This is a genomic window from uncultured Lacinutrix sp., from assembly GCF_947500325.1.
Taxonomy (GTDB): Bacteria; Bacteroidota; Bacteroidia; order Flavobacteriales; family Flavobacteriaceae; genus Lacinutrix.
The window spans coordinates 31,647-44,514 of record NZ_CANMRQ010000021.1 but is presented as its reverse complement, the minus strand read 5'-3'; the positions used below and the strand labels follow the sequence as shown (position 1 = coordinate 44,514).

Below are 12,868 nucleotides of genomic sequence, written 5' to 3'. Positions count from 1 at the left end.
TGTCGAAACATCATTAATGAAATTAATTAGAATCTTATTATTTCCTATTGTTCCTGTTTACTATATAGTTACATGGCTTCGTAATACATTTTATGATACTGGTATAAAAAAATCTAAATCTTATAATTTCCCTATAATTTGTGTTGGTAATTTAAGTGCTGGTGGTACAGGAAAAACACCAATGGTAGAATATTTAATTAGATTATTAAAAGACCATTACAAAATAGCCACATTAAGTCGCGGTTATGGAAGAAATACTAAAGGTTATGTATTAGCTAATAATTCTATAACTGCAAAAGATATAGGTGACGAGCCGTATCAATTTTATCATAAATTTAATGAAACGATTCAAGTTTCTGTAGATGAAAACAGGCAACATGGTATTGCAACATTGCAAAATTCTAAAAATCAACCAGAAATCATCCTTTTGGATGACGCTTATCAACACAGGAAAGTAACTGCTGGGCTAAATATATTATTATCCACTTATAACCAGCCTTTTTATAACGATATTGTTTTACCTACAGGTAATTTACGAGAACCTCGTAATGGTTCAAAACGCGCACATATTATTGTCATTACAAAATGTCCAGATACTATTACCGATAACGAAAAATTAGATATAACAAAGCGTATTAAACCAAAAGCACATCAGCAAGTGTTTTTTAGCTCGATTGCTTATAGTAACAATGTAAATAATTCAAACGAAAGCAAACCTATAGTATCGCTATCTAATTTCACTTTAGTAACTGGTATAGCTAACGCCAAGCCATTAGTTAATTTTCTTGAGTCTAAAAATCTTAAGTTTAATCATTTAGAATTTAAAGATCATCATGAGTTTTCAACAAAAGATATTGAAATGATCTCTAAAGAGGAATTGATAATTACTACTGAAAAAGATTATATGCGATTAAAAAATATAACCGCGTTAAATAGCAAATTATATTATTTACCAATCGAATCTACTATAGATAGACCTGAAGCGTTTAATAAGGTTATACTAGATTTCGCTAGTTCTTAAGCGTTTTGATTTGTAATAAGTGCTTCAAATAATTTCTTTTCAAAATCCTCTTGTTTGAATGGTTTTGAAATAATATCAGTAAAACCAGCATCATCAAACTCTTTCATCTTATCTTCTATAGTTACTGCTGTTAAAGCAAAAATAGTTAAATCTTTATTAAATGCTCTAATTAACTTTGTAGCTTCAATCCCACTTATTCCTGGCATATGAATATCCATTAAAACAACATCATATACATTGTTTTTCACTTTATCGACTGCTGCTTCTCCATTATCTACAACCTCACAATTAAGTTTCATTTTATTTAAAATCTTTTTAGTAATCATTTGGTTGATTTTATTGTCTTCAACTACTAAGATTTTAACATTGTTTAATTCAACTTCAGCCACATCTTTAAAGTAATTAACATCTTTTTCTTTAATTACTTCTTCTGTATATTTCATAGGCAACTCAAAGAAAAAAGTGGTTCCTTTTCCTAATTCACTTTTTAAGTAGATCTTTCCTTTTAAAATATCTATTAAGCCTTTTACAATAGACAGACCTAAACCTGTTCCTCCATATTTTCTGTTAATTTGTATAGAGCCTTGAGAAAAACTTTCGAACATGTGCTCTTGTTTTTCTTTACTTATACCAATACCATTATCTTCTACTTCGAAAAGAATATTATATACTCCATTTTTTTCATTTATCTTTTTTGTACGCACCCAGATATCTCCATCTTTTGTAAACTTAATAGAGTTACCTATTAAGTTTATTAAAATTTGAGATATTTTAAGTTGATCTGCATTATAGTTTAAAGGCAGTTCTTCATCATACTCTAAATGCAACTTAATATTATTATCTAATGCCGAATTATTTAGAGCAGATATAACATTAGCTATTTTCTTTCTTAAATTAAATACCTCTGGTTCTATATCAACTTTATTCGCTTCAATTTTATTAATTTGAAGTATATCATTAATAAAAGTTAATAAATAATCTCCTGAGAACTTAAGTGATTTTAAGTGCTGTACTTGCTCTGGTTTAGGATCCTCATCTAATAACATATTGGTTAATCCTGTAACAGCATATAGAGGCGTTCTTAATTCATGAGTAACTGTTGATAAGAAATTTGCTTTAGTTCTTGAAGCTAATTCTGCTTTTTCCATTGCTACTATTAGCTCACTATTTTTTTTATGAAGAATATTATTAGATTTTAATCTAATATTATTGTTTTTATATAATGATAGTGTTAGTAAAGATAAAATTGTAATTAAAGCAATACTTAGTATCGTTGTTAACTGATCGAAAGTATTATTTGTTTTGGCTTCTTCTTCAAGATTTGCTTTTCCTTGATTTTGAAATTCTGTTTGATTTGCAATTAAAAACTGATTTTGTCCAAAAGTAATATAAGCTCTCTTTACCTGTAGTAAAGAATCAGACAATTTCATATGTGCTTTTAAATACAGATTAGATAATTTTAAATTATTATCCTTTTCATATAGATTGCTTAGTATTAAATATCCTTCATTTAAGATATCTGAAAAATTATTTTCTTTAGCAATTTGAAAGCCATTAGTTGCATTTTTTAATGCGTCTTTAACATTGGCACCTTGTTTTAATTGAGCTTCTGCTAAAGAAAAAAGTGCTGCACTAGAGATCTTATCTAATTGGTATTGTTTAGCCATATCTATAGCTTTTTCAAAAACACCAATTGCTTTTCTTATATCGCCTTTAGCCAAAAGCGCCTTTCCTTTTTTAAGCACAGATTCTGTTTCGTAATTATGTAAATCTTCTTGCTTAAAGTATGTTTCTGCAGAAATGTAATAATCTAAAGCTTTAACATATTCTTTATTATACATATAAACGTCTCCCAGTGTTTTATATGTTTCTGCTATATTAATATCGTCTTTAGCAAAACGTTGTAGTTCACTCGCTTTAATTAGCATTTTAATAGCTTCATTTGGCGCTTCTAAAACATAGTTTACTTTACCTAATTTAGAATATACAAGACCTAAACTCTTTTTATTATCAATAGTATTGGCGTCTTCTAATGCTAAGTCTAAATATTGTTTTGCCTTAAAATATTGGTGATTATTAATGCTATTTTGCGCACTAGACAAACTAGCATCAATACTAGTTTGAAGTGATTCAATTTCTTTATCTGTTAAGTCTTGAGAATGTATTGATAAGCTTAACAACAATACAATAGCACAAAATATCTTATTGATAAGGGACATTAGTTTTTATATTTATTACTCAAATATAACTATTTATCCTATAAAGGTCTTTTTTTTTCGTTCAAATTGAATATTAAGTCAATAATTCTATTAGAGTAACCTGTTTCATTATCGTACCAACCAATAATCTTTACCATGTTACCTATTACGGAAGTCATTTGAGAATCGAAAATACAAGAATGTGGATTCCCCACTATATCTATTGACACAATTGGATCTTCTGTATATTCTAAAACATCTTTATATTTTTCTTCTGATGCTTTTTTAAATGCTTGATTTATAACTTCAATTGAAACTGTTTTTTTAACATTGAAGGTAATATCCGTTAGAGAGCCATTTGGCACTGGAACACGAATACCACAACCACCTATAACCTCGGCAAGATCAGGAAAAATCTTAGTTAACGCTTTTGCTGCACCTGTAGTTGTTGGCACTATAGATTGTCCAGCTGCACGTGCACGTCTTAAGTCGCGATGCGGTTGATCATGCAAACTTTGATCTGTTGTATACGAATGAATTGTTGTAATATATGCTTGATTTATACCGCACAACTCATTAATAATAGCAATCATTGGTGCTGCATTATTAGTAGTACATGATGCATTGGAAACTATTGTTTCTGTACCGTCTAAAATATGTTCATTAGTTCCTAAAACTATTGTTTTTATATCGTCTTCAATAGGTGGAACACTTAAAATAACCCGTTTTGCTCCATTTTCTATATGATATTCTAATGCTTTAGAAGTTTTAAATTTTCCCGTAGCCTCAATAACAAAATCTGGATTATAGGGTTTCCAATCTATAGTTTTTGGGTGCTTTTCATTCAATAATATAGTTTCATTTCCGTTAACTGAAATACCATTAGAACTATGAGAGATTTCAGCTTTAAAAACGCCATGAATACTATCATATTTAAGTAAATGGCTTAATGTCCTAGCATCTGCTAAATCATTAATTGCAACAACTTTAATATTTTCATAATCTTGAAGTAACCTAAAAACGCGTCTCCCAATACGACCAAAGCCATTAATAGCAATAGTAATCATTAATTAATATGTTTTTGAGCCTTATAAGACGAACGTACTAACGCACTACTTTCTACATGACGAAAGCCTAATTCTAAACCAATCTCTTGATATTCATTAAATTGATCTGGCATGATAAACTGTTTTACTGGTAAATGCTTCTTACTTGGTTGTAAATATTGACCAATTGTAACTACATCTACATCATTTTCTCTTAGATCATGAAGTGTAGCAATAACTTCTTCCCGCGTTTCTCCTAAACCTAGCATAATACCCGATTTAGTTCTACGTTGTCCTTGTTGTTTTAAATATTTTAAAACACCTAAACTTCGCTCATATTTAGCTTGAATACGAACTTCTCTAGTTAACCGTTTTACAGTTTCGATATTATGTGACACGACTTCTGGAGCTACTTCTATTATTCTATCTATATGTTTCTCTATTCCTTGAAAATCTGGGATTAGGGTTTCTAAGGTTGTTTCTGGATTCATACGTCGAACAGCCTTTACAGTTTCTGCCCACATAATACTTCCCATATCTTTTAAATCATCACGATCTACACTAGTTAAAACAGCATGTTTTATTGACATTATTTTTATAGAACGTGCTACTTTTTCTGGCTCATCCCAATCTACAGTTTCTGGCCTTCCTGTTTTAACGCCACAAAATCCACAAGAACGTGTACAAACGTTTCCCAATATCATAAAAGTAGCAGTGCCTTCTCCCCAACATTCTCCCATATTTGGGCAGCTTCCTGATGTACAAATTGTATTTAATTTATATTTATCTACTAAACCACGAAGCTCTGTATACTTTTTACCTGTAGGCAATTTAACACGTAACCATTTTGGTTTTGGCTGTCTTTCTCCTGGTAAAATTACTGATCCTGTTTCACTTTTCATAAATGCAAAATTTCGAAAACAAAGATACGAAGTATTCTATAAAGTAGTGAGGAACCAAATACTAAAACCTATTAAAAATAAAATTCCAGAAACACTTAAAAAATGTAGTTTTTTAGATGGACGCCATTCTTTTGGTGTATGTTTCCCACTAATTAGAGCATAATTAATAATGGCATAAAATGGAGCTGTTAAAAAAGATAAAATTGTAGCGATTTTAATAAGCTTACCCATTTCTGAAGCAAAAAAGAAAAAAATAAAGATAGTACCAATAGCTAGAAGTGAGATCCAAAACAGATATCCGGATTTCTGTTTTTTATTTAATAATAATTCTGCTGTTTTATGCATTGCTCTCGGTGATGCATCAAGTGTAGTTAATGTAGTGCTAAACATAGTAGTAAAAGCAGCAACACCTATAATTACATATGACCAATTACCTAAACTTTTAGTATACATTGTTATTAATTGATTAGAAAAAACACCAGCTTTCCCACTAAATGCTTCACCACTATTGTACATTACTAAAAAACCCAACAATACAAAACCTATTCCTAAAACAATAGTTCCAACATACCCAATATTAAAGTCTAATAATGCCGATTTTGGAGTAAACTCTGTTTCATCTTTCTTTTTCTCAATAGCCCATAAGGAGTGCCAAACCGAAATATCTAACGGTGCTGGCATCCATCCCATGAATGCTATAAGAAAACCTATTTCTATACTTCCTTTTGGCAAAACCTGAATAAATGATAGTTCATTATTTGTTTTAAACAAAGCAAAAACAACTGCTACAATAGTGCTAATAGTAAGTGTTATAATTATAATTTTAATGAGTTTATCTAATATTTTATACTTACCAATAAATAAAATAGATAGACAAATAACAAGAATTATAATCGTCCACACCTCAACACTTACAAAATCGCCAAATAACGATGATGCCAATCCTGCGGTTACAATAGTAACTGCTGTTTGTATAGTAAACATAGTTGCAAATGTTATAATGAAGTATGCAACTAATACACCTTTCCCTAATTTTTTATAACCCTCTAAAAGACTTTCTCCAGTAGCAGAGGCATACCGAGGGCCAAATTGAAAAAAAGGATACTTAAATAAGTTTACAAGTAATAAAGCCCAAAGTAAACCTAAACCAAAATCTGCTCCAGCTCTTGTAGATTGCACTAGATGTGAGACACCAATAGCTGCACCAGCAAATAATAAACCTGGACCAAGTTTTTTTATTGAAATCATTACTTTTTAATAATTGCAGCTAATAGTTTTTTAGCTCGAAGTAATTTTACTTTTACATTATTCATAGGTTCTTCTAACTCTTCACTTATTTCGGCATAGCTTAATTCTTGAAAATAACGCAGATTAATAACCTCTTGATAATGAGGCTTCAATTTTTTAATGTCGCGAAGTAACTTGGCTAAATTTTGCTCTGTGATTAATTTATCTTCTGGTGTTGGAGAATCATCTAAAACACGATAAATCTTATCATCCTCATGATCTGTAATTCTAGAATTTATTGAACTTTTCTCTTTTCGAAGTAGATCTATATGAATATTTTTAGAAATAGTAATTAACCATGTTTTAAAGGCATATTTACTATTGTATGTTTTTATTTTATCAAAAGCCTTTGAAAAAGTCTGAATGGTAATATCTTCAGCATCATTCTCATTTTCAATACGTTTTAACTGGTAACCATACACATAATCCCAAAACTCATCTAATAAAAAATTAAATGCTTTTTGATTGTTTTCTTTTGCTTTTGCAATAGCTTCTTTTATTTCCAATGATTAGGTTTAGATATAAGATTAGTTATAAATATAGTTAATTGAAAACCAATTAAAAACAATTCGAGAAAAGGAAGTATAAAAATAACATCCATTTCATCTAATTTTTTTGCCGAAAAACCAAAAACTAAAAACTGAATAATAAAGCGAACAATTATGAGTCCTATAACAAATTTCCAATAAAACATAGTTATTAAAAGCACAATAGAAAACGCCCAAAATAGTAATTGAGTCGTATAAAACAATGCTAATAATGCTTTATGCTTAAACTTGTAACGGTTTGCTGTTGAGACATGACGTCGCTTTTGGCGAAACCAATCTTTAAATGACGTTTTTGGGTTTGATGTTGTAAAACTATCTTTTGAAAAACAGATACTAGTGTTTATTGAATTAGCCGCTTCATTTATAAATAAATCATCATCTCCAGAACGAATATCTATATGGTTTATAAACCCATTTGTTTTAAAGAATTCGTCACGTTTGTATGCTAAATTTCTTCCTACTCCCATAAATGGAATTCCTAATTTAGCAAACGAAAAGTATTGTATTGCTGTTAAAAGCGTTTCATACCTCACTAATTTATTAAGTAATGAGTTTTTAATTTTATTATAAGCTCCGTAACCTAAAACTATTGTTTTTTCTTCTGAAAAACAAGAAGTCATTTCTGTTATCCAATTAGGCGATACAGGTTCACAATCTGCATCAGTAAACAACAAAAAATCATGGCTAGCAGCCTTAATGCCTAGAGTAAGAGCATATTTTTTATTTGCCCAAAATGATTCTACATTTTTAACATTTACAATTTTTATATTGCTATGTTCATTTGCAAAAGCTTCCATTACTTCTAATGTATTATCATAGGAAGCATCATTAATCAAGACAACTTCAAACTTAGAATACTTTTGATTAAGTATAGAAGGTATAAACTGTTTTAAATTTTCAGATTCATTTTTAGCACAAACTATAATAGAAATTGGAACATTTACTGGCGTATTATTTTTGGAGGCTTTAAAAGCAAAACTACCAAATAAAGATCCATAGAATATAACTTGAATACAAACTACAGCTACGAAGCTGTAGAAAACCACATCAAGTACAATCATGTTAATTTATGAATGTTGGGGTTCGTTACAATTCTCAAACTGATCTGGTGTTTTACCACAAAACCCACAGGATTCACCTTCTGTATTTAGCATAGGATTCTGACTAGCACAAGTACCTGCAAATTTACCATCTTTCTTTGCCCATATCTTAATTGCTATTCCAGCAATTGCAAGACCTAATAATGCTAATGTGATTAATAAAAGTTTCACTCAATTTTGTATTTATAAATAAGACAACAAAGATAATAGTTTTATATTGTTTTTATGCATAATGTACTATTTGCTTTTTTCAGCAGGTTTTTATGCATTTAATCGTAACCTTTATATAAAAGATAGCGTTTCTTCCTATTAGCCAAATTATTCTAATAAATTAATACTCATTAACTTTAAAATTAATCATATTATGAAAAAATTATTTGCAGAATTTTTCGGAACATTTTGGCTTGTTTTTGGAGGTTGTGGTAGTGCTATTTTTGCTGCTGGATATCCAGAATTAGGAATTGGTTTTGTTGGCGTTTCTTTAGCATTTGGTCTTACAGTGCTAACAATGGCCTATGCAGTAGGACATATTTCTGGAGGACATTTTAATCCAGCAGTCTCTTTTGGTTTATGGGCTGGCGGTAAATTTCCGGCAAAAGATTTAATAGGTTACATAATTGCACAGTTAGTAGGTGCTATTTTAGCAGCCGGAACATTATACATTATAGTATCTGGCAAAGATGGTTTCTCTACTATTGGAGGCTTTGCTTCTAATGGGTATGGCGCGCTATCACCAGATGGTTATTCAATGCTATCTGTTTTTATAGCTGAATTTTTACTAACTGGTTTTTTCTTACTTATTATTTTAGGAAGCACTAATGAAAGAGCTCCTAAAGGGTTTGCTCCTATTGCTATTGGATTAGGCTTAACATTAATACATTTAATTAGTATTCCTATCTCTAATACATCTGTCAATCCTGCTAGATCAACGAGTCAAGCCCTATTTGCTGGTGGTGACTTTTTACCTCAAACTTGGTTGTTCTGGGTAGCTCCAATTTTAGGTGCTATAGTAGCTGGGTTTATTCACAAAGCTTTATTTGATAAAGCATAATAATATATAAATATAAAAAGCCTCATTTTTAATGAGGCTTTTTATATTTATATATTTAAGACTAAGATTTAGTCATTAAGTTTTAATTCAATTTCTGCTACTGGTGTTTCTGTAGACTTTATAACACTATTTCCTTTTTGTTCAATAGTAATACTCAATCCTAAAGCATCTTCGGTATAAGGTATTTCTTGTAAGCGTCTATCTGTTTCACTTAAAACCCCTAAGCTTACCATTTTACCTTGTAACTCTGCCCATATTTGATATACCTGATCGTCTGGTAAAACAGGTAATGACACCACATCCAACATAGACTTCTTTTCTTTTGGGTTTATATAAGCTACCGTTTTTAAATTTTTTGCACGACGATTACCTTTTAAAACATATTTCTCCATCTCTGGATTATTAAGCTGATCAAATTGATTTGATAATGCCTCTAATTTTAAATTATTATTTAAAATATCTCCACGCAAATCAAAAATTTCTTCAACTATAACTTGATTTTCTTGCATTAATTTAAGGTTTTGGCTATAAAAAAACAATGAAGACCCAGCAAAAATTAAAGCTGCAACACTAGCTGCAATACCATATGCAAACCAAGATTTTTTTGGTTTCTGTTCTAAGGTAACTACTGGCTTATCATCCAACTCATTAAGAATATCTCCTAACAAATGTACAGGAGCTTCTTCTGCATTAGCCATACAAACTAGTTCTAAGTTATCTTGAAGTTTATTGTAGGCATCTTTAACTTCTGGATAGTTTTCAATATAGTTTTCAACTTCAAGAGTCTCTTGAGTTGTTGTTTGACCTATTAGATATCTTTCTAATAAATCAGATTTTAATAATGTACTTATATCAACATTCATGACATTACTTTTAAGGGTTGTAAATTTTCTTCAATTCACGTAATCCTATTTTTAATCGGGACTTTATGGTTCCTAACGGAATATTTAACTCTTCACTTGCTTCTTGTTGGGTCATCCCCTCAAAAAACAGTGCATTCAAGACCACCTGATACTTTAAATCTATACTACTTAAATGTTTTTTAATATCTAAGGTGTCTTGATTCAAACTTCTGGTTGTCAGCTTATATACGTTTGAATCCTCAATTTGGACTTCTTTACTCGTTTTATTATTTAAAGATCTTATTTTATCTATAGATGTATTATAAACAATTCTATAAAGCCAAGTAAACAATTTTGCTTTTTCAGGATTATAACTTTTTCCTTTTTTCCAAACTTTTATAAAACTCTCTTGTAATACATCTTGCGCTAAATCATCATCTGAAATCACTTTTTTTATAACTCCTAGTAATGCCCCAGAATAATTTTCATATAATAAGGAGATAGCTTTTTTATCACCATCCTTCATTAAAGCTACTATAGTATTTTCTAATGATCTACTCAATTTCTGTTGTTTGTTTAGTTAGATTAACAACTTAAAATTATATTTATTGTTATCATAAAATATTTACTTCTGCCTCTATCGAAATGTTAAAGATACGATAAATAGTTTTCTGTATTAATTTTGAAAGCTCAAGGATTTCTTCTCCTTTTGCACCTCCATAATTAACTAAAACTAGAGCTTGTTTTTTATGCACTCCATAATTACCAAAAGTTTTGCCTTTAAAACCTGCTTGTTCTATAAGCCATCCAGCTGGTACCTTAACTTCTTTTTTTGATACATAATAACTTGGAACTTCAGGAAAGTTTTGTTGTAATTTTAAAAATGCTTCTGATGAAATTACAGGATTCTTAAAAAAACTACCACTATTTCCCAACTCTTTAGGATTAGGTAACTTACTCTCTCTAATAGCTATTACTGCTTTAGAAACATCATGAATAGTTGGAGTTTTTACCATCATTTCTTCTAACTTGGTTTTAATCGCTCCATAATTCGTTTTTAATTCATGGTCTTTTTTAGACAATTTAAACACAACACTTGTAATAATATATTGTCCTTTAACTTCATTTTTAAATATGGAATTTCTGTACGCAAAATTACAATCTGAATTATTAAATGTTTCTAGTTCTAGAGTATTCAAATTTAATGCTTCACAACTAACAAAATGATCTTTTAGCTCCACACCATATGCTCCTATATTTTGAATTGGTGATGTCCCTACATTTCCAGGAATAAGCGACATATTTTCTAAACCTCCATAACCTTTATCCAAACACCAAAGTACAAACTCATGCCAATTTTCTCCAGCTTCAGCTTTAATAAAAACAGATGTTTCTGTTTGAGAAACTATCGTTTTCCCTTTTAGATTAATATGTACAACTAAAGCATCGATATCTTTAGTTAATAACATGTTACTACCTCCACCAAGTATTAACTTATTAGAAAAATGCTTTTGTTTAATTAAAGAAGTTAAATCTGACACTGTATCTATAGACACAAAATGCTTCGCCATAACATCTATACCAAAAGTATTATATGACTTTAAAGATATGTTTGTTTTAATGTGCACTAATCGTTATAAACTTTTAAAGCTTCTTTTATAATATTAACGGCTTTTATTAAACTTTCTTTATTAAGTACGTATGCAATTCTTATTTGGTTTAGACCAACTCCAGATGTTGAATAAAAACCTGCTGCAGGTGCAACCATAACTGTTTCTCCATCAACATCAAACGCTTCTAAAAGCCATTGTGCAAATACATCACTATTTTTTATTGGCAGTTCTGCAATGCAGTAAAATGCTCCTTTAGGATTTGCAACTTTTACGCCTTCTATTTTATTTAGCTCATTAATTAAAGTATTTCTCCTTTCTACATACTCTTCAATTACATCATCAAAATAACTTTGTGGTGTTTCAAGTGCTGCTTCACTTGCTATTTGAGCCAATGTAGGTGGACTCAACCTTGCTTGGGCAAATTTTAAAGCGGTTTGTATTACCTCTTTATTTTTAGAAACCATGCAACCAATTCTCGCACCACACATACTATAACGCTTAGATACAGAATCTATAACAATAGCATAATCTTCTAATCCTTCTTCTTGTAAAATAGAATAATGTGTTTCTCCATCGTAGGCAAACTCTCTGTAAACCTCATCTGCAATTAAAAACAAGTTATGTGTTTTCGCAATGGCTGCTAATTTTTTTATTTCCTCTTTAGAATATAAATAACCTGTAGGATTACCTGGGTTACATATTAAAATAGCTTTAGTTCTTGGTGTAATTAATTTTTCAAATTCCTCTATTGCAGGTAAAGCAAAATTATCTTCAATTTTTGATATAACTGGTACTACTTTTACTCCTGAAGCTGTTGAAAATCCATTATAATTTGCATAAAACGGTTCTGGAATAATAATTTCGTCTTCCACATCCATAATACTTCCAAAAGCAAATAAAAGTGCTTCGCTTCCACCCGTTGTAACAATTATATCGTCATGCTTAACATGGATATTATGTTTTGTATAATAGTTAGCAATTTTCTGTCTATATTGCTCAGAACCTTCAGATCTTGAATAAGACAAGACTTGAATATCTGCTTCCTTAACAGCCTTTATAGCTACTTCAGGTGTTTTTATATCTGGCTGACCAATATTTAAATAATATATAGATTTTCCGTCTTTTGCAGCTTTCTCTGCAAATGGGACTAATTTCCTAATGGGAGATTGTGGCATTAATTGCCCTTTCTTAGAAATTGATGGCATAATTAAAGATTAATTTAAAAAAAGCAAAGTTGCAAAAAAAAAGTTTAATCTGTAT

The 12,868-nt window shown here is 30.1% G+C and carries 13 protein-coding genes; 2 read left to right on the top strand and 11 right to left on the bottom strand.

Annotated features, from left to right (window positions below):
- Positions 1 to 16: 16 nt before the first annotated feature.
- Entirely contained in the window at positions 17 to 1,021 is a 1,005-nt protein-coding gene (lpxK, locus tag Q0997_RS17310; protein ID WP_299891092.1) for a tetraacyldisaccharide 4'-kinase, read from the top strand.
- Here lpxK and Q0997_RS17305 read toward each other — a convergent pair.
- The 7 genes from Q0997_RS17305 to Q0997_RS17275 are packed head-to-tail and all read right to left on the bottom strand — an operon-like array spanning position 1,018 to position 8,273.
- Positions 1,018 to 3,240 (bottom strand): ATP-binding protein, encoded by a 2,223-nt coding sequence (locus Q0997_RS17305; RefSeq protein WP_299891090.1) that lies wholly within the window; start codon positions 3,238 to 3,240, stop codon positions 1,018 to 1,020. The genes lpxK and Q0997_RS17305 overlap by 4 nt on opposite strands.
- A 38-nt stretch (positions 3,241 to 3,278) precedes the next feature.
- Positions 3,279 to 4,286, bottom strand: coding sequence for a type I glyceraldehyde-3-phosphate dehydrogenase (gap, locus tag Q0997_RS17300; protein WP_299891088.1), 1,008 nt, complete (start codon positions 4,284 to 4,286; stop codon positions 3,279 to 3,281).
- Entirely contained in the window at positions 4,286 to 5,167 is an 882-nt protein-coding gene (gene lipA / locus Q0997_RS17295) for a lipoyl synthase (RefSeq protein ID WP_299891086.1), read from the bottom strand. Before lipA ends, gap begins: the two co-directional genes overlap by 1 nt.
- A gap of 36 nt (positions 5,168 to 5,203) precedes the next feature.
- Entirely contained in the window at positions 5,204 to 6,415 is a 1,212-nt protein-coding gene (locus tag Q0997_RS17290) for an Nramp family divalent metal transporter (RefSeq protein WP_299891083.1), read from the bottom strand.
- On the bottom strand, positions 6,415 to 6,960 hold the full coding sequence (locus Q0997_RS17285; protein ID WP_299891080.1) for a sigma-70 family RNA polymerase sigma factor: 546 nt from the start codon (positions 6,958 to 6,960) through the stop codon (positions 6,415 to 6,417). The genes Q0997_RS17290 and Q0997_RS17285 overlap by 1 nt, the downstream gene beginning before the upstream one ends.
- A complete protein-coding gene (locus Q0997_RS17280; protein WP_299891078.1) occupies positions 6,951 to 8,063 on the bottom strand; it encodes a glycosyltransferase in 1,113 nt (370 codons plus the stop codon). Before Q0997_RS17280 ends, Q0997_RS17285 begins: the two co-directional genes overlap by 10 nt.
- Before the next feature lie 6 nt (positions 8,064 to 8,069).
- Positions 8,070 to 8,273 carry a membrane or secreted protein gene (locus tag Q0997_RS17275; protein ID WP_299891075.1) on the bottom strand — a complete coding sequence of 68 codons (204 nt, stop codon included), beginning with the start codon at positions 8,271 to 8,273 and terminating at the stop codon, positions 8,070 to 8,072.
- A gap of 193 nt (positions 8,274 to 8,466) precedes the next feature.
- Between Q0997_RS17275 and aqpZ the strand changes: the two genes are divergently transcribed.
- Positions 8,467 to 9,153: an aquaporin Z gene (gene aqpZ / locus Q0997_RS17270; protein ID WP_299891073.1), complete on the top strand. Its 687-nt coding sequence runs from the start codon at positions 8,467 to 8,469 to the stop codon at positions 9,151 to 9,153.
- A gap of 68 nt (positions 9,154 to 9,221) precedes the next feature.
- Here the strand turns inward: aqpZ and Q0997_RS17265 are convergent, their stop codons facing one another.
- From Q0997_RS17265 to Q0997_RS17250, 4 genes are read right to left on the bottom strand one after another with little or no spacing between them, the layout of a single operon-like run.
- Positions 9,222 to 10,016 carry an anti-sigma factor gene (locus Q0997_RS17265; RefSeq protein ID WP_299891070.1) on the bottom strand — a complete coding sequence of 265 codons (795 nt, stop codon included), beginning with the start codon at positions 10,014 to 10,016 and terminating at the stop codon, positions 9,222 to 9,224.
- 10 nt (positions 10,017 to 10,026) lie between these two features.
- Entirely contained in the window at positions 10,027 to 10,557 is a 531-nt protein-coding gene (locus Q0997_RS17260) for an RNA polymerase sigma factor (protein ID WP_299891068.1), read from the bottom strand.
- 52 nt (positions 10,558 to 10,609) lie between these two features.
- The gene (gene murB / locus Q0997_RS17255) at positions 10,610 to 11,623 is read right to left on the bottom strand and encodes a UDP-N-acetylmuramate dehydrogenase (protein ID WP_299891065.1); all 1,014 of its coding nucleotides are present in this window, start codon (positions 11,621 to 11,623) and stop codon (positions 10,610 to 10,612) included.
- On the bottom strand, positions 11,623 to 12,813 hold the full coding sequence (locus Q0997_RS17250) for a pyridoxal phosphate-dependent aminotransferase (protein ID WP_299891062.1): 1,191 nt from the start codon (positions 12,811 to 12,813) through the stop codon (positions 11,623 to 11,625). The genes murB and Q0997_RS17250 overlap by 1 nt, the downstream gene beginning before the upstream one ends.
- Positions 12,814 to 12,868 lie beyond the last annotated feature (55 nt).

Excerpts from the sequence above, each read along its gene's own strand:
- Q0997_RS17265 (WP_299891070.1), bottom strand. The coding sequence starts at position 10,016 with ATGAATGTTGATATAAGTACATTATTAAAATCTGATTTATTAGAAAGA.
- Q0997_RS17250 (WP_299891062.1), bottom strand. The coding sequence starts at position 12,813 with ATGCCATCAATTTCTAAGAAAGGGCAATTAATGCCACAATCTCCCATT.
- gap (WP_299891088.1), bottom strand. The coding sequence starts at position 4,286 with ATGATTACTATTGCTATTAATGGCTTTGGTCGTATTGGGAGACGCGTT.
- lpxK (WP_299891092.1), top strand. The coding sequence starts at position 17 with ATGAAATTAATTAGAATCTTATTATTTCCTATTGTTCCTGTTTACTAT.
- Q0997_RS17305 (WP_299891090.1), bottom strand. The coding sequence starts at position 3,240 with ATGTCCCTTATCAATAAGATATTTTGTGCTATTGTATTGTTGTTAAGC.
- Q0997_RS17290 (WP_299891083.1), bottom strand. The coding sequence starts at position 6,415 with ATGATTTCAATAAAAAAACTTGGTCCAGGTTTATTATTTGCTGGTGCA.
- Q0997_RS17280 (WP_299891078.1), bottom strand. The coding sequence starts at position 8,063 with ATGATTGTACTTGATGTGGTTTTCTACAGCTTCGTAGCTGTAGTTTGT.
- lipA (WP_299891086.1), bottom strand. The coding sequence starts at position 5,167 with ATGAAAAGTGAAACAGGATCAGTAATTTTACCAGGAGAAAGACAGCCA.
- aqpZ (WP_299891073.1), top strand. The coding sequence starts at position 8,467 with ATGAAAAAATTATTTGCAGAATTTTTCGGAACATTTTGGCTTGTTTTT.